Annotated in this window: 29 protein-coding genes; 6 read left to right on the forward strand and 23 right to left on the reverse strand. The window is 62.6% G+C overall.

Annotated elements, in window-relative coordinates:
* Window positions 1-224: 224 nt before the first annotated feature.
* From tuf to rpsL, 4 genes are all read right to left on the reverse strand, one after another.
* A complete protein-coding gene (gene tuf / locus D2V07_RS02965) occupies window positions 225-1,415 on the reverse strand; it encodes an elongation factor Tu (protein ID WP_119584511.1) in 1,191 nt (396 codons plus the stop codon).
* Between the two features lie 97 nt (window positions 1,416-1,512).
* Window positions 1,513-3,609 carry an elongation factor G gene (gene fusA, locus D2V07_RS02970; protein ID WP_119584513.1) on the reverse strand — a complete coding sequence of 699 codons (2,097 nt, stop codon included), beginning with the start codon at window positions 3,607-3,609 and terminating at the stop codon, window positions 1,513-1,515.
* 108 nt (window positions 3,610-3,717) lie between these two features.
* The gene (rpsG, locus tag D2V07_RS02975) at window positions 3,718-4,188 is read right to left on the reverse strand and encodes a 30S ribosomal protein S7 (protein ID WP_119584515.1); all 471 of its coding nucleotides are present in this window, start codon (window positions 4,186-4,188) and stop codon (window positions 3,718-3,720) included.
* Window positions 4,189-4,323: 135 nt separating this feature from the next.
* Entirely contained in the window at window positions 4,324-4,695 is a 372-nt protein-coding gene (gene rpsL / locus D2V07_RS02980; protein ID WP_119584517.1) for a 30S ribosomal protein S12, read from the reverse strand.
* Between the two features lie 508 nt (window positions 4,696-5,203).
* Between rpsL and D2V07_RS02985 the strand changes: the two genes are divergently transcribed.
* The 5 genes from D2V07_RS02985 to D2V07_RS18365 all read left to right on the forward strand — a co-directional run bounded on the left by D2V07_RS02985 (window position 5,204) and on the right by D2V07_RS18365 (window position 7,438).
* The gene (locus D2V07_RS02985; protein ID WP_119584519.1) at window positions 5,204-5,740 is read left to right on the forward strand and encodes a helix-turn-helix transcriptional regulator; all 537 of its coding nucleotides are present in this window, start codon (window positions 5,204-5,206) and stop codon (window positions 5,738-5,740) included.
* Between the two features lie 67 nt (window positions 5,741-5,807).
* A complete protein-coding gene (locus D2V07_RS02990; protein WP_147366886.1) occupies window positions 5,808-6,143 on the forward strand; it encodes a hypothetical protein in 336 nt (111 codons plus the stop codon).
* 37 nt (window positions 6,144-6,180) lie between these two features.
* Complete coding sequence (locus D2V07_RS18505; protein WP_158586754.1) at window positions 6,181-6,648, forward strand: hypothetical protein; 468 nt, start codon at window positions 6,181-6,183, stop codon at window positions 6,646-6,648.
* A complete protein-coding gene (locus D2V07_RS02995; protein WP_158586755.1) occupies window positions 6,588-7,232 on the forward strand; it encodes a JAB domain-containing protein in 645 nt (214 codons plus the stop codon). The genes D2V07_RS18505 and D2V07_RS02995 overlap by 61 nt, the downstream gene beginning before the upstream one ends.
* Window positions 7,232-7,438 (forward strand): hypothetical protein, encoded by a 207-nt coding sequence (locus tag D2V07_RS18365; protein ID WP_147366887.1) that lies wholly within the window; start codon window positions 7,232-7,234, stop codon window positions 7,436-7,438. Before D2V07_RS02995 ends, D2V07_RS18365 begins: the two co-directional genes overlap by 1 nt.
* A gap of 278 nt (window positions 7,439-7,716) precedes the next feature.
* Here the strand turns inward: D2V07_RS18365 and D2V07_RS03000 are convergent, their stop codons facing one another.
* The 11 genes from D2V07_RS03000 to D2V07_RS03050 all read right to left on the reverse strand — a co-directional run bounded on the left by D2V07_RS03000 (window position 7,717) and on the right by D2V07_RS03050 (window position 18,974).
* Window positions 7,717-9,357, reverse strand: a complete 1,641-nt coding sequence (locus tag D2V07_RS03000) for a pilus assembly protein TadG-related protein (protein ID WP_119584525.1) — start codon at window positions 9,355-9,357, stop codon at window positions 7,717-7,719.
* 13 nt (window positions 9,358-9,370) lie between these two features.
* Window positions 9,371-9,829, reverse strand: a complete 459-nt coding sequence (locus tag D2V07_RS03005; RefSeq protein ID WP_119584527.1) for a TadE/TadG family type IV pilus assembly protein — start codon at window positions 9,827-9,829, stop codon at window positions 9,371-9,373.
* A gap of 202 nt (window positions 9,830-10,031) precedes the next feature.
* Window positions 10,032-10,931, reverse strand: a complete 900-nt coding sequence (locus D2V07_RS03010) for a PAS domain-containing protein (RefSeq protein ID WP_119584529.1) — start codon at window positions 10,929-10,931, stop codon at window positions 10,032-10,034.
* Between the two features lie 274 nt (window positions 10,932-11,205).
* Complete coding sequence (locus D2V07_RS03015) at window positions 11,206-12,468, reverse strand: hypothetical protein (RefSeq protein WP_147366888.1); 1,263 nt, start codon at window positions 12,466-12,468, stop codon at window positions 11,206-11,208.
* Window positions 12,469-12,551: 83 nt separating this feature from the next.
* On the reverse strand, window positions 12,552-13,082 hold the full coding sequence (locus tag D2V07_RS03020; RefSeq protein WP_119584533.1) for a GNAT family N-acetyltransferase: 531 nt from the start codon (window positions 13,080-13,082) through the stop codon (window positions 12,552-12,554).
* Window positions 13,083-13,106: 24 nt separating this feature from the next.
* Entirely contained in the window at window positions 13,107-13,919 is an 813-nt protein-coding gene (locus tag D2V07_RS03025) for a M90 family metallopeptidase (RefSeq protein ID WP_119584535.1), read from the reverse strand.
* 71 nt (window positions 13,920-13,990) lie between these two features.
* The gene (locus tag D2V07_RS03030; protein WP_119584537.1) at window positions 13,991-14,782 is read right to left on the reverse strand and encodes a LysR substrate-binding domain-containing protein; all 792 of its coding nucleotides are present in this window, start codon (window positions 14,780-14,782) and stop codon (window positions 13,991-13,993) included.
* Between the two features lie 105 nt (window positions 14,783-14,887).
* On the reverse strand, window positions 14,888-15,289 hold the full coding sequence (gene apaG / locus D2V07_RS03035) for a Co2+/Mg2+ efflux protein ApaG (protein WP_119584893.1): 402 nt from the start codon (window positions 15,287-15,289) through the stop codon (window positions 14,888-14,890).
* Between the two features lie 64 nt (window positions 15,290-15,353).
* Window positions 15,354-17,324 (reverse strand): alpha/beta hydrolase family protein, encoded by a 1,971-nt coding sequence (locus D2V07_RS03040; RefSeq protein ID WP_119584539.1) that lies wholly within the window; start codon window positions 17,322-17,324, stop codon window positions 15,354-15,356.
* A 100-nt stretch (window positions 17,325-17,424) separates the two neighbouring features.
* Window positions 17,425-18,645 carry a trans-sulfuration enzyme family protein gene (locus D2V07_RS03045; RefSeq protein WP_119584541.1) on the reverse strand — a complete coding sequence of 407 codons (1,221 nt, stop codon included), beginning with the start codon at window positions 18,643-18,645 and terminating at the stop codon, window positions 17,425-17,427.
* A gap of 44 nt (window positions 18,646-18,689) precedes the next feature.
* A complete protein-coding gene (locus D2V07_RS03050) occupies window positions 18,690-18,974 on the reverse strand; it encodes a hypothetical protein (RefSeq protein WP_119584543.1) in 285 nt (94 codons plus the stop codon).
* 78 nt (window positions 18,975-19,052) lie between these two features.
* Here D2V07_RS03050 and D2V07_RS03055 point away from each other — a divergent pair, with 78 nt between their 5' ends.
* Window positions 19,053-20,339, forward strand: coding sequence for a glycosyltransferase family 39 protein (locus D2V07_RS03055; RefSeq protein WP_119584545.1), 1,287 nt, complete (start codon window positions 19,053-19,055; stop codon window positions 20,337-20,339).
* Here D2V07_RS03055 and D2V07_RS03060 read toward each other — a convergent pair.
* The 8 genes from D2V07_RS03060 to D2V07_RS03095 form a co-directional block, all read right to left on the reverse strand.
* Complete coding sequence (locus D2V07_RS03060) at window positions 20,336-20,821, reverse strand: DUF805 domain-containing protein (RefSeq protein WP_119584547.1); 486 nt, start codon at window positions 20,819-20,821, stop codon at window positions 20,336-20,338. The genes D2V07_RS03055 and D2V07_RS03060 overlap by 4 nt on opposite strands.
* 55 nt (window positions 20,822-20,876) lie before the next feature.
* Window positions 20,877-21,158: a hypothetical protein gene (locus D2V07_RS03065; protein ID WP_233548217.1), complete on the reverse strand. Its 282-nt coding sequence runs from the start codon at window positions 21,156-21,158 to the stop codon at window positions 20,877-20,879.
* A gap of 191 nt (window positions 21,159-21,349) precedes the next feature.
* On the reverse strand, window positions 21,350-22,510 hold the full coding sequence (locus D2V07_RS03070; protein ID WP_199698713.1) for a glycosyltransferase family 2 protein: 1,161 nt from the start codon (window positions 22,508-22,510) through the stop codon (window positions 21,350-21,352).
* Window positions 22,511-22,566: 56 nt separating this feature from the next.
* A complete protein-coding gene (gene leuB / locus D2V07_RS03075) occupies window positions 22,567-23,625 on the reverse strand; it encodes a 3-isopropylmalate dehydrogenase (protein ID WP_119584551.1) in 1,059 nt (352 codons plus the stop codon).
* 1 nt (window position 23,626) lies between these two features.
* On the reverse strand, window positions 23,627-24,226 hold the full coding sequence (gene recO, locus D2V07_RS03080) for a DNA repair protein RecO (RefSeq protein WP_119584553.1): 600 nt from the start codon (window positions 24,224-24,226) through the stop codon (window positions 23,627-23,629).
* A gap of 64 nt (window positions 24,227-24,290) precedes the next feature.
* On the reverse strand, window positions 24,291-24,545 hold the full coding sequence (locus D2V07_RS03085; protein ID WP_119584555.1) for an accessory factor UbiK family protein: 255 nt from the start codon (window positions 24,543-24,545) through the stop codon (window positions 24,291-24,293).
* A gap of 36 nt (window positions 24,546-24,581) precedes the next feature.
* Window positions 24,582-25,136 (reverse strand): TspO/MBR family protein, encoded by a 555-nt coding sequence (locus D2V07_RS03090; protein ID WP_119584557.1) that lies wholly within the window; start codon window positions 25,134-25,136, stop codon window positions 24,582-24,584.
* A 45-nt stretch (window positions 25,137-25,181) separates the two neighbouring features.
* Window positions 25,182-25,907 (reverse strand): TlyA family RNA methyltransferase, encoded by a 726-nt coding sequence (locus tag D2V07_RS03095; RefSeq protein ID WP_119584559.1) that lies wholly within the window; start codon window positions 25,905-25,907, stop codon window positions 25,182-25,184.
* Window positions 25,908-25,933 lie beyond the last annotated feature (26 nt).

A 25,933-nucleotide genomic window follows, 5' to 3' on the forward strand; every position in this document is an offset into this window, starting at 1 on the left:
CCTTGAGTGAATTCATTGCGGAAGAGACGAATCTCTTCCTGTGAGCGCGCATATACGGAGGAGTGAGTATCCTGACAACCCCCGAAATGCGGCAATTTTGCCGACCCCTCCCCTTCGCGCGTCAAAGCGTTCCGAAATGAAGGCGGCCTTCATAAAAAGGGCCCGGCACTCGCTGACGAGTGCCGGGCCTTTCTTTTCCGCGACGCCAGGCGGCGCCGGTGGAATTACTTGGTGATCTTCGAGACGACGCCCGAGCCAACCGTACGGCCACCTTCGCGGATAGCGAAGCGCAGGCCTTCGTCCATGGCGATCGGAGCGATGAGCTTCACGCTGATCGTCACGTTGTCGCCCGGCATCACCATTTCGGTGCCTTCCGGCAGGATCACTTCGCCCGTCACGTCGGTCGTGCGGAAGTAGAACTGCGGACGGTAGTTGGCGAAGAATGGCGTGTGACGGCCACCTTCGTCCTTCGACAGGACATAGACTTCAGCCGAGAACTCGGTGTGCGGGTTCACGCTGCCGGGCTTGGCCAGAACCTGGCCACGCTCGACGGCTTCACGAGCCACACCACGGATCAGGGCGCCGATGTTGTCACCAGCTTCACCACGGTCGAGCAGCTTGCGGAACATTTCCACGCCGGTCACGGTGGTCTTCTGAGTGTCCTTGATGCCGACGATTTCGACTTCGTCGCCAACGTTCACAACGCCGGTTTCGACACGGCCGGTCACAACCGTACCACGACCCGAGATCGAGAACACGTCTTCGATCGGCATCAGGAACGCCTGATCGACCGGACGGTCAGGCTGCGGGATGTGCTCGTCGACAGCCTTCATCAGTTCGATGATGGAGTTCTTGCCGATTTCGTCGTCACGACCTTCGAGAGCGGCCAGAGCCGAACCCTTGACGATCGGAATGTTGTCGCCGTCGAAGTCGTAGTCGCTCAGCAGTTCGCGAACTTCCAGTTCGACCAGTTCGAGCAGTTCTTCGTCGTCGACCTGGTCGACCTTGTTCAGGTAAACCACCAGAGCCGGCACACCGACCTGACGCGAAAGCAGGATGTGCTCGCGGGTCTGCGGCATGGGGCCGTCGGCAGCGTTCACCACCAGGATGGCGCCGTCCATCTGCGCCGCACCGGTGATCATGTTCTTCACATAGTCAGCGTGGCCGGGGCAGTCGACGTGCGCGTAGTGGCGCGCTTCGGTTTCGTACTCAACGTGAGCGGTCGAGATGGTGATACCGCGCTCGCGCTCTTCCGGAGCCTTGTCGATGTTTGCGAAATCGACAGCCGAACCGCCGTAGGTTTCAGCCATCACCTTGGTGATCGCAGCCGTCAGCGTGGTCTTGCCGTGGTCGACGTGACCGATGGTGCCGATGTTGCAGTGCGGCTTGTTCCGCTGGAATTTTTCCTTCGCCATTTTCTCTAAAAACCTCTGTTAGTCAAAAGTTGAATTTCACCGGGAGAGGAAGCGGCACCCGTTGAATAAGGCGCCGCCCCTAGACGCTTGCCCTTGGTTAAGCAAGCTTCTCCTTGATCTCCTGCGCCACATTCGACGGTACTTCGTCATAGTGGCTGAACTGCATCGTGTACTGGGCGCGGCCCTGGGTGAAGGAGCGCAGCTCGTTCACGTAGCCGAACATGTTTGCCAGCGGCACGTGAGCCTCGACAACCTGTGCGTTGCCGCGGCTGTCGGTGCCCTGGATCTGGCCACGACGGGAGTTCAGGTCGCCGATAACGTCGCCCATGAAGTCTTCCGGGGTAACCACTTCCACCTTCATCACCGGCTCAAGCAGGATGATGCCGGCCTTCTCGGCCGCTTCGCGCATTGCGCCGCGACCGGTGATTTCGAAAGCCACCGTGCTGGAGTCGACGTCATGGTACTTGCCGTCGATCAGTTCGATGGTGAAGTCGATGATCGGGAAGCCGACAAGGTAGCCGCTCTCGGCCTGCTCGCGCATGCCCTTCTCGACCGACGGAATATATTCGCGAGGAATATTGCCGCCCTTCACATTGTCTTCGAACACGATGCCCTGGCCACGTTCACCGGGGATCACGCGAACCTTCGCTTCACCGAACTGGCCCGAACCACCCGACTGTTTCTTGTGGGTGTAGGTCACTTCGACTTCGCGGCGGATCGATTCGCGGTAAGCCACCTGCGGCGCACCGACGTTGGCTTCCACCTTGAATTCGCGCTTCATGCGATCGACGAGGATGTCGAGGTGAAGCTCGCCCATGCCCTTGATGATCGTCTGGCCCGATTCATGGTCGGTCGACACGCGGAACGAGGGATCCTCGGCGGCCAGGCGGTTCAGGGCGACGCCCATCTTTTCCTGGTCGGCCTTGGTCTTGGGCTCCACCGACAGCTCGATCACGGGCTCGGGGAATTCCATCCGCTCGAGAATGATCGGGTTCTGCGGAGCGCACAGCGTGTCGCCCGTGGTGGTTTCCTTGAGACCCGCGATAGCGACGATGTCACCGGCGAATGCTTCCTCGATGTCCTCACGGTTGTTGGAGTGCATCAGCAGCATGCGGCCGATCTTTTCCTTCTTGTCCTTCACCGAGTTCAGCACAGTGCCCTTGGAGAGCTTGCCGGAATAGATACGGGTAAAGGTGAGCGTGCCCACGAAGGGGTCGTTCATGATCTTGAACGCCAGCGCGGAGAAAGGCTCGTCATCCGAAGACGGACGGGTCTCTTCCTTGTCGCTGTCGGGCAGCACGCCCTTGATCGCCGGAACGTCGACGGGCGAAGGCATGTAATCGACCACGGCGTCGAGCAGGGGCTGCACGCCCTTGTTCTTGAACGCCGAGCCGCACAGCACGGGCACGAAAGCCTGCGCCATGGTGCCCTTGCGGATCAGCTGCTTCAGCGTTGCCGCGTCGGGATCTTCGCCGGATTCGAGGTAGGCTTCCATCGCGTCGTCGTCCTGCTCAACGGCAGTCTCGACCAGCTTCTCGCGATATTCGGCAGCCTTGTCGGCGAGGTCGGCGGGGATGTCGACGTAGTTGAACGTCGCGCCAAGGCCGTCGTTTTCCCACACGATGCCGCGCATGTTGACGAGGTCAACCACGCCCTGCAGGTCGCTTTCCGCGCCGATCGGCAGGTAAAGCACCAGCGGCGTCGCGCCGAGGCGGTCGATGATCGACTGCACGCAATAGTAGAAGTCGGCGCCGGTGCGATCCAGCTTGTTGATGAAGCACATGCGCGGAACCTTGTACTTGTCCGCCTGGCGCCACACGGTTTCGGACTGCGGCTCAACGCCGGCAACGCCGTCGAACACGGCGACCGCGCCGTCGAGCACGCGCAGGGAGCGTTCGACTTCGATGGTGAAGTCAACGTGTCCCGGCGTGTCGATGATGTTGATGCGGTGCTTGGGGCCTTCGCCATCTTCGGCCGACCAGAAGGTGGTCGTCGCAGCGGACGTGATGGTGATCCCGCGCTCCTGCTCCTGCTCCATCCAGTCCATCGTCGCGGCACCATCGTGCACTTCGCCGATCTTGTAGGACTTGCCGGTGTAATAGAGGATACGCTCGGTCGTGGTGGTCTTGCCGGCATCGATGTGCGCCATGATGCCGATATTGCGATAGCGCTCCAGCGGATAGTCGCGGGCCATGTTACAATTCCTTGGGTTGGGGGCGGAGGCAGGCTCGCGCCCCATATAGTCTTTAATGTGACAGCTTGAAGGCCCGGACGGATCGCCCGGGCCCGCAAGCGGCTCGCCCTACCAGCGGTAGTGCGAGAAGGCGCGGTTCGCGTCCGCCATGCGGTGCGTGTCTTCGCGCTTCTTCACCGCGTTGCCGCGGTTGTTGGCAGCATCCATCAGCTCTGCCGAGAGGCGGGCGCTCATGGTGGTTTCGGCACGGCCGCGCGCAGCGGTGATCAGCCAGCGGATGGCAAGCGCCTGGGCACGCTCGGGGCGAACCTCGACCGGCACCTGGTACGTGGCACCGCCGACACGGCGGCTGCGCACTTCGACCTGCGGCTTCACATTGTTCAGCGCTTCATGGAACACGGCCACCGGATCGCTCTTGGCACGGCTCTCGACAGTGTCGAGTGCGGTGTAGACGATACCTTCGGCCACGGCCTTCTTGCCGTCCAGCATAAGGTTGTTCATGAACTTCGACAGCACCTGATCACCAAACTTGGGATCGGGCAGGATTTCCCGCTTCTCGGGACGACGACGACGTGACATTTTTCAAATTCCTTCGGAATGCGGCAATCACCTCCGTGACTGCCTTGCGGCGCCGGCCCACTCCCCCTCCCGGCCACCCAGAGCATACCCGCGTAGGGTAGCCGGGAGGGGGAGCGGCCCGCCGCCGCGCCAAACTTACTTCGGACGCTTGGCGCCGTACTTCGAACGGGACTGCTTGCGATCCTTCACGCCCTGCGTGTCGAGCACGCCGCGCAGCACGTGGTAACGCACGCCGGGAAGGTCGCGCACACGGCCGCCGCGGATCAGCACCACGGAGTGTTCCTGCAGGTTGTGACCTTCGCCCGGAATGTAGGCGATGATCTCGCGCTGGTTGGTCAGACGGATCTTCGCAACCTTGCGCAGTGCCGAGTTCGGCTTCTTCGGAGTCGTCGTGTAGACGCGGGTGCAAACGCCACGCTTCTGCGGGCTGGACTGCATCGCGGCAGACTTGCTCTTCGTCTTGATCGGCTGGCGGGGCTTCCGCACAAGCTGGTTAATAGTCGGCATAAATTCTCTTCACCGTTTGCTGGGCTTGGCTCTTGCCTCCCGATCCGACCGCTCAGGGCAGACGGCGGAAGGTTCGACCCTTCGCCCGTGGATGGCACCACCGGCAGACCGGATGGAATGTATCGGGTTCGTGCAAGCAGACGGCCTGGCCTCTTCCGCAAGGGAGAGCTTGGCGACCACTCGCGCGAGCCTGAAACGCTCCACCCGGAAACCTTGGTACCGGGTTACTTTGACGGCTGCCCCGAGCATCGCTGCTCCAATAGAAAAAGGCTCCACCAAACGGGGAGCCCCGGGACATGACCGGCAATGTTCAGCTCTATCTGACCGGGACTCGCTACGAGAGCTGTCTCGGATGGGGGCGCACTTAGTTGGATTTGGGTGGAGGGTCAAGGGTCATGCCACGATGCCTCGCGCGGAATGATGCCAGGCTTGCCGGAGGGTTACGGGAAAACACCAAGCATGCTATGACCTCATACTCTTCAAGATCGAATTCAGCATCGGTAACATCATGCCTTCCACCTTCAATCTCTCGGATGTCTTCAGCAACCTGACAGGCAAGCAAAAAGAAACCATTACATTGCTGGCGGAAGGTTTCACGAGCAAGGAAATTGCGTCCATCCTTCAGGTTTCGGAGTCGGCTGTAGTCCAACGTATCGAGACCATGCGCAACAAGACCGGGGGTTTGCTTCGCAAGGAGCTTGTGCGTGAATACCGCCAGTATCTGTCGGAGCAGGAGACCGACACCGACCAGCCTGGCTGTAATGAACTTACAGGTAAGATTTTTCATCTGCAGGACGTTGATGAATGCGCCGATAGGGAGCCCCGGCAACACCCGCAGGGCGAGATGGAATTATCCGATTCCATGGAGTTCATCGTAACGTCCCCATGGGCAAACGACCTGCAACCCAAGGTGGTGCCAGAGGTGCTCGACGGCAGGAACGCCGGACTCAATCGCTGGCTTGCAGCGTGCGGTCTCGCGGTGTCGATCAGCGCGGTGATGCTCGTACTGCTTTCCGTTGCAGGGGAGCTTGCCGCCCTGATCTGACCTTGGTCTGCCGAGCCTCTGTCATAATTTTCCCCGGCTGGAGCGACCGGGCACCGGAGTGCTTAACATGCTGACCGTAGAAACAGCAGGCAAGCGGGTCGCAACTGATCTTGAAGATGCGGAACGCCTGACCAATGAAACCTTGCGAGCCATGAGCCGCCTGCAGCACAGTATGCTCAACGTCAGGCTCGATACCGAGCTTCCCCAGTACCAGGGACAGATGGCGATCATTCGCCTTCAGGAGGCGCAGAAGCATCTCGTCGACGCGATGACCAACCTGACGAAAATGCACAAGTCATTGCGCGATGACTTCACCAAGATTACCGGCCTTCCAGACGAACCTGGTCGCTGCCCCGTTTCGCGCGAACTTGGCGTCGCAGACGAGGTCACCATCGCCGCCTGAGCAATCCCGTAGCGGCGCTGAAGCGAGGGGATATCTCATGGAAGCGCTGCTCACGGAATACAGGGCCTACGTCCAGTACCTGATAATCTTCTCGCTCACCGCATATGCGTTTGCGCGAGGGGACGGCCCCGAGAAGGAAGCAGGGGCCATATTATCAGGCATGGTCGCAATGGACGTGGTCTACCATCTGCTTTTCCCCGATGCCGGCGTGTATCAAGAGATCGACCCAGGTCATTTCCTCATCGATCTCTGCGTCCTGATCCTTCTGGGACGCCTCGCCGTTCGGGCCAACCGGGTTTATCCGATATGGATGCTGGCAGCGCAAATTATCTCAATGTCGATGCATCTCAACAGAGAGTTAAGTTCGGCAATCGAACCGATCGCCTATCTCGTGCTCACGAGGATACCATCGTATTTGCAGCTTCTGGCGTTTGGCGCAGGCCTTTGGGCGCATCACAAACGCATCATGAAATACGGCACGTACAGATCCTGGCGAACTACCTGAAGCCGTTATCGGGCGCGAATGCGGCGCGTCATGCAGCTTTTCTACTGGAAAAGTTCGGATCCATTTCCAAAATCCTGAGCGCGTCGCGCGAGGCACTGCTGGCTGCGCTTCCTGACGCACCGCAAGTTGCGATGGCGATCAGGGCCATTTCCGAAATTGCCTATATCGGGGTTTCGGAGACCCTGCGGGCAAGCGTATTTTCCGTTCGGGATCCCCTTTTTCACGACTACCTCCTTGGGCGGTTGCAGCATCAAAAATCCGAAGAATGCCTGGCCGTCTACCTCGATCGTGATGGACGGTATCTCAAGGTGGAGCATTTTGGCATCGGCACCTCCACGAAATTTGTCCTTCCGCTTCGCCAGATCCTCCAGCGCGCCCTGGAACTCGGTTCTTCGGGATTCGTGCTTGTTCACAATCATCCGTCCGGCTGCGCACTGCCAAGCGAAAGCGATCGAACCACAACTGCCAAGGTCAGGATTACAGCCGAAAGCCTCGACTGCCCCTTGGTCGATCATCTCATTGTCGCGAACCAAGCAATCTACAGCATGAGTTACGGCAAATATCTGTTTAAAAAGGAATTATAATGTCCGGAGACACCCCCCCTGCTCCAGGTCCCGACGACGGGACTGTGACGTCTCCCCAGCGCCTTTCGAACCTTTCGAAGTTCGGCAATCTTGCGGAGGTTATGGAAAGCGATCTCAGCGACGAGATAAAGACTGCATGCGTGGAACTCAGGAAAGAAGGAGACGCCCTGATAAAGGGCCGAAAAAGCGGTTCGGGTAGCCCCTGACAGCCGTCGGAGTGCTGCTGAATCCTTGATCACGCAATCGATGCAAGCGCGTCTTCTGTCGAACTGGAGAAGCTATCAACCGGCCCGATTGATGGCTGTTTCCTGGCAGGAAATATCCCTTTTCGACCGGAAAGGAACGAGGGTTCATGCTCTCGGCGGAAGAACTGTCTTTTCTTCGCTAAGGCAAGACTACTTTTCGCGAACTCTGGCAGCGATGTGATCTAGGACTTCCCTACAGGTCCCCACCCAAGCTGCACCAGGGCGCATGACCAGGCGGACTAGCCCACCAGCGTGGGGCGGCCACAGCGCAGGCGGTCCACTGTCACGTCTGCCGCGCCCAGTTTCACCCCCAGCAATCCGGTCAGCTGGTTCACCAGGATATCGAGCGAAGGTGCGGCGGTGCCCAGCGCATTGCCCACCAAGCTGGCAACCCCACCAAGGTTCAGGCCCAGCCCCAGCGCGCGCACATCCAGGTCCACATCTTCCGCCAGGGATCGCGCGGTGCCTTCCAGTGCGTCTATGGTGCCCACCGTCTTGGTTTGGCGGTCGTCCACGTCCTCCGGCGTGAAGTGGATTTCCTGCGCCACGTCGCCGCCGATCGAGATATCGGCATAGGCATTCACCTTCAGCAGCGAGGTGTTCACCACGCGGGCAGGTTCCAGCCACAGCGGGGCGGAAAAGTCGTCGAACAGGTCTGTGTTCACATCGGCAATGGCGGCGGTACCGATGGAGGGCTTTGCCTCTATGTACACGCCGTCGCTGCCGTCGCCCGCGTCGCACACGATGTCGGTCATCTGCGCTTCGGCGGATGCGAGTTCGGTGTAGAGCGGCACCCGCATGCCGCCGCCGAGACCGGCTACGGGCAGCAGCCCGGCCACCACCGACAGCCGCGTCTCGGCCGTGCGCAGGGTGACATCGCCCATGGTATCCACCGTCAGCCAGGGAGAGCGTTCCTCCGAATAGCCGCCTGCCAGCCGGACATTCACGCTCGCCAGCCCGGTAACGTCGGTCTTCAGCGTTGCCTCGTAACTGTCGCCGTGGGCCGCCTGCAGCAGGCTGCGCAGCAGGGAATAGGCATCGACGGACACGCCGGAGCGGCCATCGTTCACATCGGTATTGCCGAGCGGGCCGAGGTCGATCAGGTCGGACAGTTGCACGAAGTCGCTGCTCGCCAACGCCGCCACCCGCTCCAGCACGGCAGCCAGTTGCGGGTCGTCGCTGGCATCGGCCATCGCCTGCACGGCCTGGTGGAGGGGGGTGCCCGCCTCGAAGATCGCGCCGAAGGTTTCGCCCTCCATCTCCTGCAACGGCCCCAACGCCTCGGCGAAATCGAGCACGTCTATCTGCGTATTGGAAAGCACGCCGACATCGGCGGGCGTAAGGTTGAGCGCAGTCCCCGCGAGGGCAGACAGCAGGTTGTCGGCAAGCCCGCCCGGCAGATCCGCCACACGCGTGCCGAGCATGAACCCGGCCATGTCCGTTCGCGCGGCGGTGGCGCTGGCGGTGACCTGCGAACTGGCCCCGGCAGTGACGAAGCTGCCGAAGAACAGCCTGACGTCCTGCGTCAGCTGCACGCGGGTGGCGTTGGGATAGAGCGAGGTCTGGTCGAAACGCTCCTGCCAGGAAATGGTCTTGTCACGCCGGTATTCGCCATCCAGCACCGCCAGGATCGATACATCGCGCACGCCGTTTTCGGCGATGACTTCTGCCACGATCCCTTCTTTCGCCACATCCGCGCCTGCCGATACGGCGGCGGCGGCGGCGGCATCGGCGATGTTCTGCAGACGCCGCTCTGCCAGGTAGAGCGAACCCAGGTCGAGGGCGAAGGCGCCCATCGCCATCAGCGGTGGCAGGGCCAGCCCGAAAAGCACCGCGCTGGCGCCGTCTTCGTCGAGAAAAATGTCGCGGATCGATCGCATGGTCAGCCCCTTCCTAAAGCGAGTTCAGCCGCACGCGTGCCTGCCGCGTGATCGGGCTGGCGGGCAGCGGGATGATGGAAGCGCTGAGCAGCACGCTTTCCGAGTAGTCATAGGAAACCGCGACCGTGTAGACGTCACCTTCCAGGCTGGTGGACACGGTCACCTTGTCGGCATTGACGGTGCCGGCTGACAGCACGCCATCGTTCACCATGTCCTGCACGATGTCCTGCCGGTCTGCTTCGTCGATCCCGGCCAGCGCCGCGCGCGCGCCTTCGTTGGCCGCTTGCTGCACACTTTGCGCGGCCATGAACCAGGTGCCGTAACTGATGACCCCGAACAGCAGCACGATAATGATGGGCAGCGCGAATGCGGCTTCTACCAGCACCGCGCCCTGCTCGTCCCTGGCCAGCCTGCCGCCAAGGCGACGCGCACTGGTGGCCGAGAACCGATTGATTATGTGACGGTTTTCCATGCTGCACAGTGTTCCATGCAGTCATCAACCAATCTGAAACCCGGTGCCGCACGGCTTTTGCGGGTTTTACGCAAACTTTGCGGAGCGGCAGGTCGCCAAGGGGCGCATAAATGCGTGCAAGGTTAATTTCGACCAACCCGCAGATAAGGAGGCTGTCAGCGCAAATTGCGTAATTTCGCGCGCGGTCCGCGAATCGCCCTGGTCAGGCGCGGGTCATGATGATCGAAGCGCCCTGCATGCCATAGGCGCCGTGCAGCGGAACCATCGACAGGTGCACACGCAGGCGCTCGGCATTGTTCGGAGTCAGCTCTACCATTGCCTGCTGCGGGGTGTTCTCCTCGAACAACAGGTCGAACAGATTGCGCAAGGCGATGCGGTCCTCGCGTACAGCCAGATCCTGCAACCTTCTACCAAGAAGCTTCTCTGGCTTGAGACCGATCCATTCCGCGAAAGAGGCGTCGGAGCGTTCGATCAGCCCGCGCGGGCTGATGCGCACATAAGCGACCGCATGGTGAAAGCTGATGGCGTCCAGCATGCCCTGCTTCATGTCGGCCATGCGGTAACGCTCCACCTCCTCAGTGATGTCGCGCATCATCAACACCAGTCGGTCCCCCAAGGGGATGGTCGTGAGCTGGGTCCAGCAGCCCTGCTCGAACACCGAGGGCAAATCGGCGGTCAGCCCTTCCCGGGTCGACAGAGTGCGGCGATACTGGACCTGCATCACGCTGCCTTCGATATCCGGCATCGCGTCTGTCAGCTTCAGACCCTTGCGAAGCGGCGGCAGGCGGCAATACTGGCGCGCACGCGCGTTGGCGTAGATGATTTCTTCCTCGGGCGTGCAAAGGATGACGCTCTCCTTTAGCCATTCAGCCAAGCCGGTGAGGCGCTCCTCCGTCGCAAGGGCGTTGGAGTCTCCCGGCTTGTGGGTCAACTGCTGGTAGAGCCTGAGGCCGGTAAGCACGTGAGTAGTGCGGCCGTGAGCGGTGATGAACACCGGCGCGGTTAGCGATGCATCACGCCACTTGCCGAAAGAACGGACAATTTCCGCCGAGGTGACGGTGGTCTTGCCGACAGAACCCTGGTCTTTTAAATCGTCTTCCACTGCGGCCCCCGTCGCTCTGGATCAGACTGAATATTGATAATAGTATATGCGCTTCGTGAAATTGACGTAGCGGAAATTTTCCGCACGCTATTTCTACGACCGGCCTTTAACACGCAATTGGCTGTTTTTGTGTAGAAACTTTTACTTAATGGCTGAGCGGCCTTGATCCGTCACGTGCGCACGGCTTTCCGTCCGTGCCTGAATACATCACGAGCGCAAGAAAAAAGGCGGAGTTCGCACCCCGCCCCTCTTCCTGCCTGCGTGTGTTCTGTTTTCAGTCCTCGTAGGCGGCCTCTTCCATGGCATCCGCAGCGGCATCCACTGCAGCTTCCATCGCCTCCCAGTCCTGTTCCACCCGCGCTTCCAGGCCCGGCGTGACCGTCAGCGTGTAGGCGCCGCCCGACCCGCCAAAGCCCTGCGCGCGAATGCGCAGCGCGTCGAGCAGGGCGGGATCGCCCGCCAGCGTGCCCAGGTCGATGGGCAGCAGCGCGTTGAGATCGCCCGCGCCATCGTCGTCGCTTTCCACCATGGCAAAGCCCAGCGGGGTGTCGAAGCCGAGTTCGATGTAGGGATCGATGGCGCCGCCGAAATCAGGGTCGGCCGCGTCGCTCGCGGTCATGCGGATTGTGACTTCGCCGTTGCCTGCGCGGATGGCGGCCTTGGCCTCCTCGCTCAACTGGTAGTCGATCTGCGTGGGGCTGGTCGTGGGCGCGGCTTCCTCGTCCCAGCCCTCGGCCAGTTCGCCGCTCGCCTCGTCATCGATGCCGATCACCTGCAGGGGCAACTGGGCGGGCATTTCGCGCCGCTCGCGCACGCGGAAGCGGTAGGAACCCGTGGATTCGCCCAACCCGCTGGCAGCAAAGGTGTAGGTGCCGCTGTCCTCGAACGTATGGCGCAGCAGCGCATTGAGTGCGCCGCCGCCGTCATCGTCGAAGGCGATCGTTTCGCCCGAGGGATCGCGCAGTTCGAGATAGGGGTCGAGCCCGTCTTCAGTGGCGATTAGCGCGGCTTCCACCGTCTGCCCCGCGCGGGCCTGCATGGTAAAAAGATGCTCCCCCCCCACCAGCATCCCGGTTTCGCGTGCGCCATAGGTCACCGCGCGGGTGCCCACCTCGACGTATTCGTTGGTGGAGAGGCGCAGGTCGAAACTGCCGCCGTAACCTTCCCCTTCCCCGGCCCATTCGCCGTCGAAACTGTCCACCTCGATGGTGAGCCGGCGGCTGCGGCCTTCCGCGCCGATCATCACGCGCGAATTCAGGCCGTCGCCAAAATCGTCGTTCTCCCCCAGCAGTTCGCCGCGCGCATCCTTTACCCGCAGCACCGGATCGAGGTTGCCGGTGGCGATGACATCGACCTGCAGGCCGGTGTCGGCTGGCAGAGTGACGGTGAATACCGAAGCCTCCCCGTCGATGCGGCCCTGGAACACGCGCACGTCGCTGCGCTCCCCATCCAGATCGCGAACCTGGGCGAGAGCGGGCGGCGCCATCAGGGCAGCGACACCGGCCAGCAGGAGCGAGCAGCGAAACGTTGTTGTCATCGAGAATCCCCCTTCGAAACCGTAACCGGCACAGGTGCCATCAGGCAGCACATTCGCACCCCAGCGTCAAAGCCTAATGGTGCCTAACCCCTCCACTCGTCGCTTAGGATTGCCCACAGCCACGTGTCGGTCCAGCCGATGTGCGTTTTCATGGTATGCCGCAGGTGTCCCTCGCGGGTAAAACCCAGCCGCTCGAGCAGCGCGTTGGAGCGGTGGTTGCGCGGATCGACGTCGGCGAAGATGCGGTGGTAGCCTTCTTCGCGAAACAGGTGGGTAACGAGCGCGGACACGCACTCGCGGGCGATCCCCCGGCCCTCGTTCCCCGGCACCATGATATAGCCAATCTCGGCAACCTGCTCGACATCGCTGCTGGCCACCATGCGGAAAACGGGCGTGCCGCCATCCCTCGGCACGGCCACCCACGTGCGACCGCCCCACTTGCCGCCCGCGTCGAACAGGTAGTCACGAAACTCCTCGCGATCGTCGAACGGCCCGCGGCCCCAGTAGCGCATCGCATCGTCGCTGGAGAAAGCGGGCCACAGCGCCTTTTCATCGCCATCATGCAGGGGGCGGCAGGTGAAGCGCGGAGTGGTTATAGTAGGGGTTTTGGTCATATCGCTCACGGCACCGGCACGGCGCTATGCCCATTGAGCAGGATCGAGGGCATACAGTTTCGCCAGCTGTTTATACAGGTCTGGCTCTTCGCTGCGCATCGCTTGCGGCTTTTCGAAGAAGGTCACGGTCGCTTCGGCGAAGAATTCCTGGTGGTTGGTGGCGCCGTAGGGATCGATCAGGGTGCTGCGGCCGCTTTCCAGCCTTTCCACGTGGCCATTGTAGGCATCCAGCATGGCGCGCTCCCAGTTCTCGTATCGTTGCCCCTTGCGCAGGATGGGAATGCCATTGGTGTGCCCGGTCAGGCCATCGAGCTGGTGGGCAAATTCGTGGATGACGACATTGTGCCCGTCGTCCGGGTCGAGACCGCCACGACGAGCATGGTCCCATGCCAGGACGACCGGCCCCCGCTGCCAGCTTTCGCCCGCAGTGCCGATATTGCCTTCGTGAACCACTGGTCCATCATGCCTTCCACGCCCTGTCAGGAAGCCGGCGGGATAGACGAGAATGGTGCGCAAGGTTTCGAACCAGACCGGACTGTTCACCACCAGCAGGCACGCCTGCGCAGCGATGGAAAGCCGCATCTCGTCTTTCAGCTCAAGCCCGCCCGACCCGTGAAACGTCACCTGATCGAGGAACAGGTTGATCTTCCCTTCCAGCGACGGGCGCAAATCTTCGGGCAACCGGCGGAGCATCGGCACGAGCCTGTCCACGACCGCGCGCTGCTGCGATGTCAGCGGCGTAGCCAGAAGCCGCGCCCGCCTGCGCCTGCGCGACCAGCTGCGGTATATGAAACCCAGCGCAATCAGCGCGGCGGCAAGGATTGGCCAGTAGCTCATCGATCAATCCGCTTGTGGTTCGCATCCATACTTACGCGAGGGCGGGTCACAGCCCTCCTTGAAGAAATCGATCACGCGCCCGTCAGGAACTCCACCAGCGCCCTCACCTTCCTCTGTCGCCACTGCGGGCGCGGGGCGACGAGCCAGTAGGCGCGGCGGCAGTCTTCCTGCTGCTGCAACGCTTCCAGCCGACCGTCGGCAAGGGCTTCCTCCACCAGCGGCAACGGCAGCCACGCGCGACCGATCCCGGCGATGGCGGAGGACAGGACCTGTCCGGCATTGCCCACTTGCAGCACGACCTCCGCGCTCTCGGGCGCCTCGTATGTCGGCCAGCTTATCCACGCATCTGGCGCGCCGGGTGCGGCGACCACGACCTTGCACCCGTCCACCAGCTGCGCGCCCTCCAATTCGCCCGGACCTTCCACCAGCCGGATGGCAAGGTCCAGGTTGGCCTCGGTGAAGTCGGCGTTCTCATCCGCCGTCAACTGGATGGTGATGTCGGGATTGGCCTTCCGGAAGGCCGCAATTCTCGGGGCAAGCCACTGGGCAAAGAATTCGCGCGGGCAGGCGATGGCATAGTTGGAGGAGCTTTGCCCCGCCTGCATGGCCTGGACGCTTTCCTCGAACTTCAGGAAACCGTCACGCAGCGAATCGAGGCCTGCCTCGGCCTCATCGGTCAGTTCCAGCCCCTTTGACGTGCGACGAAACAGCACGACGCCCAGCACATCCTCCAGCGCACGAATCTGCTGGCCCACGGCGGCGGGCGTCACCGCCAGTTCGTCTGCCGCGCGGGTGAACGAGAGGTGCCGCGCGGCGGCATCGAATACGCGCAGGGCGTTGAGGGGGAGATGAGTGCGTTTCATGGCTGTTTCCAGCCACCGGCTCTAGGAAAGGCAAGGCCGCGCGGCAAGCAGGGATGCAGGCCCATGCCCTCGCTCAGCCCTGGGCCGTGCCGATATCGGTAGAATTCAGTTCGCGCTTTCAGCAGGGGCGGCAAGCGGGAAATAGGGAATCGCCACCTCGAACTGCGTGCCATCCGCATGGAGGAAGGTGTAATGCCCTTCCATCGCGCCGATGTTGGTGGTCAGCTCGCAGCCGGAGACGTAATCGTGGGTTTCGCCCGGGGCCAGCACCGGGGTTTCCCCCACCACACCCTCGCCATCGACGATGTTCCCCATGCCGTTGGAATCGGTGATGCGCCAGTGGCGGCTTTTCAGCTGCACGGTTTCGTCCCGCCCGTTTTCGAGGCGGATGTGATAGACCCAGAACCAGCGCCCCGCCCCCACGCGCGACTGTTCCGGCATGAAGTTCACCGACACCCGCACGGTAACCCCGGCGGTGATGGCGGTGTGCTGGAACAGCGATGAAATTGCGGCACTGGTCATGTACGACAAGGTAGCGGCTTTCAGCCGTGCCACAAGGGGTGCTTCGGTCTTAATCCGCCGGGTTGTGGCGCGCGAGGAAGTCCACCACGGCATCGTAATAGGCTTGTTCGTCCTCCGGCTTGTCGAAGCCGTGGCCGGCTTCCTCGAAGCTGAGCGTTTCCAGTTCGACACCGGCGCCCCGGGCGCGGCTGACCATCAGTTCGTACTGGTCGTAGGGCACCACGCTATCCTCCTCCCCGTGCACCAGCAGGACGGGGCGCGTCAGGCGCCCCACCTGCACGGCGGGCGACACATCGTCGAGGTCGAAGTTGGTCTGGTCGCCATCGACCCTGTCCCACCAGCGCCCGCGATTGCGGCCAAACAGGAAGTCGCGGTTGTAGTGCAACTGCCGCTCGAAATGGGTGACCCCTGCAAAGCTTACGGCGCAGCGGTAGATTTCGGGGTTGCGGATCGCTCCCCACAGCGCGGCGAACCCGCCATAGCTGGACCCGAGGATGCAGACCCGTTCGGGATCGACCGTCCCCTGCGCCACGAGGTGCGCCACCACGTCGTCGAGGTCGTCCTGCATGGCGCGGCCGATCTGGCCGTTGCCCAGCAGTTCGAAACTTTCACCAAACCCGCCGGAGCCGCGAAAGTTGGGCTGGACGACGGCGTAGCCACGATTGGCCAGCAGCTGCACCATGTCATCGTATTCGTCCCAGTCGCGCACGCCGTAGGGGCCGCCGTGGGGATGTACGATCAGCGGCAGCGCCTTGTCCCCGCGACCTCGCGGAAGGGTGAGATAAGCCTGGATGGATGTGCCGTCCCGTGCCTCGTAACGGAAGCTAGCGGGCTCGCTCAGATCCTCTGCCCGGATCTGCGGTCGGTATTCGGCAAACAGGACCAGTTCGCGCTCGCCCGGTGTGAACACATGCAGCGCGCCCGGATCGGCAGGACCGGATTGCAGCACCAGCATGCGGCTGCGATCGTCGGCAATACCGCGGATGGATACCCAGCTTCCCGGCAAGGCGGTGGAGAGCTGCTCCTGCCACTGCCGGATCTGCGGATCGATCCACTCGCGGCGGAAATCGTCGCCTGCGTAGCCTACCGAGAGAGGAGTGCCGTCGCGGTCGAGATTGACCGAATCGATATCTGCGCTATCGGATTCGAACACCACGGCGCCGGGTTCCCCGGTGTTGAAGTCGAACTCCATCAGTGCCTGCCGGTCCCGCCCTTCGGGAATTGCGAACACGAAGGCCTTGTCGCTTCCGGACCGCAGTCCGGTCCAGTTCCAGTATTCGAACGCGTCCTCGTCATCCACGCGGGTGCGGGCGATGACGCGGAAGTCGTCCTGGCCATTGCTACGATATTCGAGATGGCGGCGCCCGCCGGTTGCCCGGCCATAGCCAAGGCGCACGTCGCCGGTCTCGTCGGCGAACCAGTCCACCACGCCATCGATGGGACGCTGCACCAACTCACCTTCCGGCGGTCCGGCGGCAAGGTCGCTCAGGTCGAAGCGGTACACGCCAGGATAGCGGCCCAGCCCGTAAGCCATCGAAATCAGTACGAAATCGCCATCGGGATCGACGTGGATGATATTGTCGCCATTGAAAGCCATGCGCCGCAGGACCAGGGGCTGCAGGTTGTCGGTGCCCATTTCCAGCGCCATCAGGCGGCTGAAATAATAGGTCTCGCGCCGGTCCTGCATCATTACCGAGATCAACAGGCGGTTGTTGCCCGCCCAGCGGAACCAGTTGAAATCGTCCTGCTCCCCCACGATGATGGCATCGGCCATTTCCAGTGTCTGGGCATCGAACACGGTGAGATAAAGCTTCTCGTCCACCAAGGCAGTGAAAGCCAGATGTTTGCCATCGGGCGAAAGACGTGCCCCGTACAGCTGCGACTGTGAGGCAAAGGCTTCGGTGGGAATTTCCGCCGGAATTTCCGCAGCGGAAGAACCGTCTTTATCCTGCGCCATCGCCGGTAGTGGTACCAGCCCGGCCAGCAGCGTCAGCGCCGCCGCAATCATCGTCTTCCGCATATCTTCGTAAGCCCCCGCACGCCGTTGCAGGGAGGAAGATAACGAAAGCAAGGCGTTAGGCAATAGAGGGAATTGCCCCCCGGACTGCTCTACCCGGGCCCTAAAATGCAACCCTGTCGAAAGCCTGTCCGATATCCTCGATCAGGTCGAGCGGATCTTCCAGCCCCACGTTGATACGCAGCATCCCGTCCTCGATACCCGCCGCGGCGCGCCCTTCTGCACCCATGTTGTGGTGCGTGGTGGTGGCCGGGTGGCACATCAGGCTTTTCGCATCGCCGATGTTGTTGGAGATATCGACCAGTTCCAGCGCATTGAGGATCGCCATGGCATTCTCCTTCGCCTGCTCTCCCGAACCGGGCGCGAAGAACGAAAAGATCGGACCTGCCGCCGACATTTGCCGGTGCGCCAGTTCATGCTGCGGATGGCTGGGCAGCCATGGGTGCAGCACCCGTAGACCGCGATCCTCGATGAACTGCGCCACCTGCAGGGCATTGGCGCTCTGCACGGGTGCGCGCAGGGGCAGCGTTTCCAGCCCCTTCATCACCACCCAGGCATTGAACGGCGCGCAGATCGGCCCGGTGTTGCGCTGGAAGGGCGAAAGCTTCTCCTCGATCCACTCCTGGCTGGAGCAGACCGCGCCCGCCATCACGCGGCCCTGCCCGTCCATCATCTTGGTGGCGGAGTAGGCGACAACGTCTGCGCCGAACTCCAGTGGCCGCTGGAGGATGGGCGTGGCAAAGGCGTTATCCACGACGGTGGTAATTCCCTTCGACCGCGCCAGGCCGCAGACGAATTCCAGGTCCACCAGGTCCATCGTGGGGTTGGCCGGGGTCTCGAAAAAGAACGCCTTGGTGTTGGGCTGCACGGCGGCTTCCCACGCGGCGTTGTCCGTGCCGTCGATGGCGGTGTGGGTGATGCCGAAACGGTTGAGCACGTTGTCGAGAATCCAGCGGCACGAGCCGAACGCAGCGCGTCCCGCCACCACGTGATCGCCCGCAGAAAGCATGCACAGAAGCGAACTCGTCATCGCCGCCATGCCGCTTGCCTGCACCAGGCACGCCTCTGCCCCCTCCATCGCGGCGATGCGGTCTTGCAGCATCTCCACCGTGGGGTTCTTGAAGCGGGAATACTGCATACCCTGCGCGTCGCCCGCAAAGCGCGCGGCCACTTCCTGCGCGCTGTCGAAGGTAAAGCCGCTGGTGAGATAGAGCGCTTCGCTCGTCTCGCCATGCTCACTGCGGTGCGTACCCGCACGCACGGCCTGCGTTGCGGGACGCCACTTTGCGGTGATGCGAGGATCGGTGCCGGTTGTCTTTTTCATCTCAGGCTGCGTTTAGGCAGCGACCGGGCGTGGAGCAAGCCGAGTCAGCGGCCACGCAACCATTTCAGTGCGCCGGCCTCCAGCCCCTTGAACTTTGGCCAACCATCGCGCGTATCGTCCAGCGGTGCGAGCAGCAGCGGGGTATCATCGGGCAACTGCCACTTGATGCGGTGATAAAGTTTCGAACGCGAAAGGTCTGAGCGCACCAGCCAGAGACCCGCTGCCAGCGGTTGCGCATCGCCGTGCCAGTCGAACCCGTCCGGCAGATCGGCGTCGAACCACGACAGGTAGAGTGCCTGCACGTTTTCCTGATCGCGTTTGCGGGCCATGCGAGACCAAGCCGCGACCCGGTGTGTTGTTCCAATGGCAATTGTCATGTGCTGCGCGCCTGCTATTCCCTGCCCGCAATGAGCGCGCCGCCCGTCCATCCCCGCGATCCGATTGTCTGGAACAGCCTGATCGCGCTGGCTTTCCTGCTGGCTTGCCTGGTGCGCCTCACCATCCCCAGCACGCCCTACTTCGACGAGGTGCATTACCTGCCCGCCGCGCGCGCGGTGCTCGACCTGGTGCAGGCGACCAATGTCGAACACCCGCCGCTGGCCAAGCAGATCATCGCCGCAGGCATCGCCCTGTTCGGCGACGAGCCCTTGGGCTGGCGCATTTTCAGCGTTGTATTCGGTACGCTAGCGCTGTTCGCATCCATGCGGACGATATGGTTCGCCAGTCGCACCCGAACCGCCAGCCTGCTGACCGGACTGTTCGTCGCCACCAATTTCCTGCTGTTCGTCCATGCGCGCATCGCCATGCTGGACGTGTTCATGGTCGCGTTCCTGCTGTTGGCTGCATGGATGTTCGCCGCAGCCCTGCGGGAGAACGAGACCGCGCGCTGGCGGCTGGCCGTGGCGGGCGTCGCGCTGGGCTGCGCCATGGCATCGAAGTGGAACGCCGTTCCGCTTGCCGTGCTGCCGGGCCTCGCCTTCCTTGCTGCGCGCTGGGCGGCGGGGCGGCGGCGGCTGGTAATGTCCGCGCGCGGATGGCCGATCGGCGGGATGACGCTGTGGGAGGCGGGGCTGTGGCTCGGCCTGGTACCGCTGCTGGTCTATGCCTCAACGTTCTGGCCGTTCCTCTACTGGAACGTTCCGGGGGCCGACCGCACGGGCCTGATCGACCTGCACCGGCACATGCTCAGTCTGCAAACGCAGGTGCCCGAACCCCATCCCTACCAGAGCAACTGGTGGGACTGGGTGATCAACCGCCGGGCGATCTGGTACCTTTACGAGCCTGTCGACGGTGCCCAGCGCGGCATCATGCTGATCGGCAACCCGGTGACGATGTGGTTCGGCCTCATTGCCATGGGCTGGTGCGCATGGACCGGCTGGCAGAGCCGCTACGACGCGCCCCGGTGGGACTGTATTGCACTGGTTGTGGTCTACATTGTCAGCCTCGGCCTGTGGATCGTCGCGCCCAAGGCGGTGCAGTTCTACTTCCACTATTTCCTGGCCGGAATGGCGATCAGCGCCGCGCTGGCACTGGCAGTGGAGAGACTGGGTCAACGCGGAGAGCGGCTGGTGCCCTGGGCGCTGGTGCTGGGCGCACTGGGGTTCTTTCTGTACTGGTTCCCGATCCTCACCGCCGCGCCGCTGGACGATCCGCAGGACTTCCTGAAATGGGCGTGGACGCAGGGGTGGCGCTAGGCGGCGGCCCGGCGAAGGCGACTATGCGGTATCGGACCGAAGCGATTTTGCTCTTGCTTTGGCGGCCAAAAGAAGATGACCCAGAATGCCACAACCAAGCCGAGTGCTACCGCATTGAGTGGATAGTCTAGCCCGGGTGAAAGCGACTGCCCGGTCTCCCAAAGATACGTTCCATAAGCCTTCAGGCACAGGGTGGCTGGAGCGACAAGAGCGATCCACCCCGCGTTGCCGAAATCATGACAGCGTCGGATCATGGGCACAATTATCAGCATACCCATCAGGATCAGCGAATAAGTGTCTGGCGTTGCCAGACTGAACTCCCACACATCTTTGATAAGCCAGAGTGTAGCATTTGCCAGCCCCGTTGCGGCGAGCACGTAAATGACTAGACCGGTTCGCGACGTGCGCCCTCGGGGATCGACAAGTCCTCGCGAAAAGGCTGACAATTCAGTCAGAATTGTATGGTGTGCCTTCGCGCTCATGCACTAAGCGCTAACAGCACCCTCGCAATTCGACAAGTTAGCCGAAGGGGCATCGCTAGCCCTGCTTGCGGCGGTCTTCGAGGTCGAACACCTCGATGGTGCCGCCTTCGGAGTGGTCGATCCGCACCGGTTCGCGTTCGTCCATCGTGTCGAGATCGGCGAAGGCCTGCTCGATCTCCGCGCGTTTTTCCAGGATGAGGCGAGCAACGCCTTCGGTCAGGCCGCCTTCGTCACCAACCCGACCAAGCGCAGCGGCGATATCGCCGATGACCGCGCTTTTCGGGGTCATGTGCAGATGCCCCCGGTTGTCGACGTAGGCCTCGATAGACTTCGCCATGCTCCGTGTTTCCCTGTTGTTGCGCCAAAAAATATACAGCGCAACCCCCTGTTAAGCAAGGATCAGCCACGATTTTGGTTAATGCTATCCGCAACTATTCTTGGGCTACAAAGGACTGGCCTTTAGTTTCACTGGCGCTGTTCTTTTCGCACAAGTAACGGCAATTTTCTGCAATGATCGCCCGGACAGGACTAGCGGAAGCGTCCCCAGACGAACTTGCTGGACAGCGCGTAATTCCAGACCGAGGCTATCGCCACACCCACCAGCGCGGCGGCCCACCAGACCAGCCCCTGATCGTTCAGCACGGTCGCTACGGCAACGTTGGCGAAGGCACCCACGGCGCAGGCACCGCAGAACTTCAGCCAGCCCCAGAACATGTCGTTGGCCCCGCCCAGCTTTTTGTCGCGGTAGGTCAGCAGGTTGTTGAGCCAGAAATTGAACGTCATTGCCACCATCGTGGCAATCGCCTGCGCCCATCCGAAACCGATCTCTTCCGGCCAGTAAAGCACGGCGAGAACCGCCATGTGCACGAAGACGCCCAGCCCGCCGACCATGCCGAACAGGGCAAAGCGGACTGGGATCCAGCGACCAAGGTAGCGATCGATCAGCCCGGCGACGAAATCCACGACCACGCCGTTGTCCAGCTTGCTCTCGCCGCTCAGGCGTTCGGCAAATTTCAAGGGGAATTCCTTCACTTTCAGGCGTGGCTGGGCGGTTGCGAGAATATCCAGCATGATCTTGAAGCCGATGCCGGAAAGCTTGGGTGCCTGCTGTCGCAGTTGCTCCGTGCGCAGCAGGAAGAAGCCGCTCATGGCATCGGTCAGTTCGGTGCCGGTCAGCTTGCGGGCCAGCGCATTGGCCACGCGGCTACCGGTCTCCCGGCCCTTGCTGGACAGGCCATCGGCGTTGCCGCCCACGGCAAAGCGGCTTGCGTAGGCAAGGTCGTAGTCACCCGACTTCACCGCCTGCAGCATGTCGCTGAGCAGCGCGGGATCATGCTGGTGATCGGCGTCCATCACGGCCACGAAGGGCGCGGCGGTGGCACACATGCCCTCTATCGCGGCGCTGGCGAGGCCGCGGCGACCGATGCGCTGGATCACCCGGATGCGTGGGTCGGTCTGACCGATGCGACGCGCTTCCTCTGCCGTGCCGTCGTGCGAATTGTCGTCGACGAACACGGCTTCCCAGCCAGACGGCCCCAACGCCTTTTCCAGCCGTTCCACCATTGGCGCGATGTTGCCGCGTTCGTTCAGGGTGGGCAGCACGACGGCCAGCTCCAGCGGACGCGATGCCTGCGCTTTTGCGAGCGTTGCGGCCGTCGCGATCTGCTGCTGGAATTGTTCGTGGCTCATCTTCATGCTCCCCGGCTAGCGGGAATTGTTAACCATAAGGTTACCGGGAAAGCGAATTACAGCCTCTCCAGCACGGCGTCGCCGATCTCGGCAGTGCCCGCAGAGCCGCCCAGATCGCCGCCCAGCACGCCTGCCTCCAGCGTGGCGGCGATGGCTTTCTCGATGCGCAATGCGTCCTCCTCGCGGCCCAGCGAGTGGCGCAGCAGCATGGCCAGCGACAGGATCATCGCCATCGGGTTGGCCTTGCCCTGCCCGGCAATATCCGGCGCCGAACCGTGGATCGGCTCGTACATGCCGAAGGTGCCGTATTCGGTCTGCCGCTCGCCCAGCGATGCGCTGGCGAGCAGTCCGATGGAACCGACGCACATGCTTGCCTGGTCGGACAGGATATCGCCGAACAGGTTACCGGTTACGATCACGTCGAACTGCCCGGGATTACGCACCATCTGCATGGCGGCGTTGTCGACGTACATGTGGCTCAGCTCGACGTCGGGATAGTCGGCGTGGGTCTCTGTCACCACGTCGCGCCAGAGCTGGCTGGTTTCCAGCACGTTGGCCTTGTCCACGCTGCACAGCTTGCCACCCCGGCCCTGCGCGGCGCGGAAGGCAACATGGGCAATGCGGCGCACCTCGTCCTCGGCATAGGACATGACATCGTAGCCCTGCCGCCGGCCGTCTTCCAGCACGCGCATGGCCTTTTCGCCGAAGTACACGTCGCCATTCAACTCGCGCACGATCAGCACGTCGATCTGCCGCGCGATCTCGGGCTTCAGGCCGGACATGTTCTCAAGCCCCGGAAACATCGTGGCAGGGCGCAGGTTGGCGAACAGGCCGAGGTTGGACCGAAGGCCAAGGATCGCCTGCTCGGGCCGCAGGTGCCGCTCCAGGTTATCGCACTCGGGATCGCCTACCGCGCCGAACAGTACGGCGTCAGCGTCGCGCGCCGAGGCCAGCGTTTCTCCGGGCAGCGGGTGGCCGTGATTGCGATAAGCGGTGCCGCCGACTTCGGCTTCGATGAGTTCGAGACCGGGAAGCTCCAGCGCATCCAGCACGCGGCGCGCCTGCGCCATGATTTCGGGGCCGATGCCGTCACCGGCAAGGAGGGCTATCTTCATTTCAGGCAATCCGTCCCAGCAATTCTCTCAGGCGATTGCGGGCCGCCATAACGTCTGCGCGCCGGTCGGCAAGCAGGTAGTGATCGATTGCGGGGCCTAGCGCGTCCATCACCTCCAGCACCTCGCCCATTTCGCCGGGGGGCCGCTCTCCCGCTCCGCCATAGCCCAGTTCGCGCAGCAGCAGCACCTCGTAACCCACCAGCGCGCTGGCCCAGCCGCGCGCGCTAGGTGCGTGACAGATCGCGGAAAGCGTGCCTTCCAGGGCATTGAAAAGCGGCGAATAGGGTTCGCGCTCCGGCAGGGCCGAGGCGGTGAGCGCGGTGATCCACCCGATGGCGGCGGCAGGCAGTGGCTCCGCCAGCCACGGCCCACGGCTTTCGGTCAGTTCCACCTTCGCAAATGGCAACTGGCTGGCTGAGCGGGCGCTGAGTTGCAAATCAACCGCGTTGCCGGGGATCATGACCGGCCGCAGGTTTCGTCCGCGTCCGCCCGCGACATAGCCCGCGACCACGCCGAACTCTTCGGTCAGGAACCGCGCCACCACCGCCGTCTCGCCGTGCTGGCGCGCGGCGATCAGGATGGCGGGAGCGCGAACGTGCATCCGGCTGCTGTGCGCAAATCGGTGGAATGCTGCAAGGGTGCAGCGACGCGTCGGCGCCTGCGGACTATGCCTTGTCGGCCAGCTTGGCTTCGAGCGCGGCGATCTTCGCTTCGAGAATGTCCACCTTCTCGCGCGCCATGGCCGCCATGTCCTTCACCGCATCGAACTCCTCACGGCTGACGAAGTCGAGGCCGCCCATGGCTTCCTTCAGCTTCTCGCGCGCGCCGTCGCGGGCTTCCCGGCTCATGCCGGCAAAAGTGCCAGCCGCGCTGTTGGCGAGTTTGACGAAGTCGGCGATCAGGGGGTTCTGGCTCTGCATGGGTTTTATTTGGGGCCTGCGCGCAAGAAACTCAACCTACAACTCTATCCGCTGCACTGCGCCCGACTCCTCCACCGCACCCGCATCGGGGTTGGCTTGCAGGAACTGCCAGTTCAGCAGTGTGGCGAACAGCGCCCAGGCAAGGTAGGGCAGCAGCAGGATGCCAGCCCATCTGCGCACCTTGAAGAACAGCACGATGGTGACGATCAGCGTCACATCCAGCGCCACGATCACCCACAGCGCCAGGGCGATATCCTGCATCGCGAAGAAAGTCGGCGACCACGTCAGGTTGATGGCGAAATGCACGATGAAGGCGATGATCGCCCACACCCTCAGGCGCGATCCCCACGCCGCGCAGACCATCGCAAAAGCCAAGCCCATCATGAAATAGAGGATCGTCCAGACGATGCCGAACGTGGCGGGAGGCGGGAACAGGTCGGGCTTTTCCAGCGACTGGAACCAGAGATTGTCCGCCGCGCTGCCGCTCAATTGTCCGGAAAGGAAGCCAAGCAGCATCACCGTGGGGACGATGAACAGGGACCAGCGGATCAGGCTGGCACGCAACTGCGCGGGGGAAGCAAGGCGGTTCATCCGGTGGAGCGACTCCGTGATTCGAAAAGCCAATCTGGCGGGAGGTCAGCTATCACGCAAGGCGGAGACCAGGTATTCCACGTTGCCCTCCGTTCCCGTTATGGGACTTTCGGTTATGCCCTGGATGGTCCAGCCGCCGCTTTCCAGCCATTCACGCACCTCGCCGCACACCCGCTGGTGAAGGCCCGCATCGCGCACGATGCCGCCCTTGCCAACCTCGCCTTTCGCCACCTCGAACTGCGGTTTGATGAGCGCCACCAGCTGGCAGCGCGGGGCGGCGAGCGCGAGCGGCACCTCCAGCACCTTGGCAAGCCCGATGAAGCTGGCGTCACACACCACCCAGTTGCACGGCCGGTCGATGATGTCGGGCGTCAGCGCGCGGGCATTGGTCTGCTCCAGCACGGTGATGCGATCGTCCTGCCGCAGCTTCCAGGCCAGCTGGTTGGTGCCAACATCCACGGCAAAGACGTGCGCCGCACCGTGGTGCAGCAGCACCTCTGTAAAACCACCGGTGGAGCTGCCAATGTCCATCGCCACCGCGCCGGTAGGATCGAGGCGGAAATGCTCGATAGCGTGGGCCAGCTTTACGCCGCCGCGCCCGACCCAGGGATGATCGCGTCCGCGCACCTCTATCGCCCAATCTTCAGGTATTTGCTGGCCGGACTTGTCGACGCGGCTGAGCTTTCCGGGCGGCCCGGCGAACACCAGGCCCGCCATGATCAGCGCTTGCGCACGGGTGCGCGATTCCGCTTCGCCGCGTTCGACGAGCATTGTGTCAATTCGGTTACGGGACGGCT

It is taken from the genome of Aurantiacibacter zhengii (assembly GCF_003584125.1).
In the GTDB taxonomy this organism is placed as follows: Bacteria; Pseudomonadota; Alphaproteobacteria; order Sphingomonadales; family Sphingomonadaceae; genus Alteraurantiacibacter; species Alteraurantiacibacter zhengii.

What these genes read in the sequence shown, in the direction of transcription:
- tuf (WP_119584511.1), bottom strand. Translation starts at nt 1,415, where the DNA reads ATGGCGAAGGAAAAATTCCAGCGGAACAAGCCGCACTGCAACATCGGC.
- fusA (WP_119584513.1), bottom strand. Translation starts at nt 3,609, where the DNA reads ATGGCCCGCGACTATCCGCTGGAGCGCTATCGCAATATCGGCATCATG.
- rpsG (WP_119584515.1), bottom strand. Translation starts at nt 4,188, where the DNA reads ATGTCACGTCGTCGTCGTCCCGAGAAGCGGGAAATCCTGCCCGATCCC.
- rpsL (WP_119584517.1), bottom strand. Translation starts at nt 4,695, where the DNA reads ATGCCGACTATTAACCAGCTTGTGCGGAAGCCCCGCCAGCCGATCAAG.
- D2V07_RS02985 (WP_119584519.1), top strand. Translation starts at nt 5,204, where the DNA reads ATGCCTTCCACCTTCAATCTCTCGGATGTCTTCAGCAACCTGACAGGC.
- D2V07_RS02990 (WP_147366886.1), top strand. Translation starts at nt 5,808, where the DNA reads ATGCTGACCGTAGAAACAGCAGGCAAGCGGGTCGCAACTGATCTTGAA.
- D2V07_RS18505 (WP_158586754.1), top strand. Translation starts at nt 6,181, where the DNA reads ATGGAAGCGCTGCTCACGGAATACAGGGCCTACGTCCAGTACCTGATA.
- D2V07_RS18365 (WP_147366887.1), top strand. Translation starts at nt 7,232, where the DNA reads ATGTCCGGAGACACCCCCCCTGCTCCAGGTCCCGACGACGGGACTGTG.
- D2V07_RS03000 (WP_119584525.1), bottom strand. Translation starts at nt 9,357, where the DNA reads ATGCGATCGATCCGCGACATTTTTCTCGACGAAGACGGCGCCAGCGCG.
- D2V07_RS03005 (WP_119584527.1), bottom strand. Translation starts at nt 9,829, where the DNA reads ATGGAAAACCGTCACATAATCAATCGGTTCTCGGCCACCAGTGCGCGT.
- D2V07_RS03015 (WP_147366888.1), bottom strand. Translation starts at nt 12,468, where the DNA reads ATGACAACAACGTTTCGCTGCTCGCTCCTGCTGGCCGGTGTCGCTGCC.
- D2V07_RS03020 (WP_119584533.1), bottom strand. Translation starts at nt 13,082, where the DNA reads ATGACCAAAACCCCTACTATAACCACTCCGCGCTTCACCTGCCGCCCC.
- D2V07_RS03025 (WP_119584535.1), bottom strand. Translation starts at nt 13,919, where the DNA reads ATGAGCTACTGGCCAATCCTTGCCGCCGCGCTGATTGCGCTGGGTTTC.
- D2V07_RS03030 (WP_119584537.1), bottom strand. Translation starts at nt 14,782, where the DNA reads ATGAAACGCACTCATCTCCCCCTCAACGCCCTGCGCGTATTCGATGCC.
- D2V07_RS03040 (WP_119584539.1), bottom strand. Translation starts at nt 17,324, where the DNA reads ATGCGGAAGACGATGATTGCGGCGGCGCTGACGCTGCTGGCCGGGCTG.
- D2V07_RS03045 (WP_119584541.1), bottom strand. Translation starts at nt 18,645, where the DNA reads ATGAAAAAGACAACCGGCACCGATCCTCGCATCACCGCAAAGTGGCGT.
- D2V07_RS03050 (WP_119584543.1), bottom strand. Translation starts at nt 18,974, where the DNA reads ATGGCCCGCAAACGCGATCAGGAAAACGTGCAGGCACTCTACCTGTCG.
- D2V07_RS03055 (WP_119584545.1), top strand. Translation starts at nt 19,053, where the DNA reads ATGAGCGCGCCGCCCGTCCATCCCCGCGATCCGATTGTCTGGAACAGC.
- D2V07_RS03060 (WP_119584547.1), bottom strand. Translation starts at nt 20,821, where the DNA reads ATGAGCGCGAAGGCACACCATACAATTCTGACTGAATTGTCAGCCTTT.
- D2V07_RS03065 (WP_233548217.1), bottom strand. Translation starts at nt 21,158, where the DNA reads ATGGCGAAGTCTATCGAGGCCTACGTCGACAACCGGGGGCATCTGCAC.
- D2V07_RS03070 (WP_199698713.1), bottom strand. Translation starts at nt 22,510, where the DNA reads ATGAGCCACGAACAATTCCAGCAGCAGATCGCGACGGCCGCAACGCTC.
- leuB (WP_119584551.1), bottom strand. Translation starts at nt 23,625, where the DNA reads ATGAAGATAGCCCTCCTTGCCGGTGACGGCATCGGCCCCGAAATCATG.
- recO (WP_119584553.1), bottom strand. Translation starts at nt 24,226, where the DNA reads ATGCACGTTCGCGCTCCCGCCATCCTGATCGCCGCGCGCCAGCACGGC.
- D2V07_RS03085 (WP_119584555.1), bottom strand. Translation starts at nt 24,545, where the DNA reads ATGCAGAGCCAGAACCCCCTGATCGCCGACTTCGTCAAACTCGCCAAC.
- D2V07_RS03090 (WP_119584557.1), bottom strand. Translation starts at nt 25,136, where the DNA reads ATGAACCGCCTTGCTTCCCCCGCGCAGTTGCGTGCCAGCCTGATCCGC.
- D2V07_RS03095 (WP_119584559.1), bottom strand. Translation starts at nt 25,907, where the DNA reads ATGCTCGTCGAACGCGGCGAAGCGGAATCGCGCACCCGTGCGCAAGCG.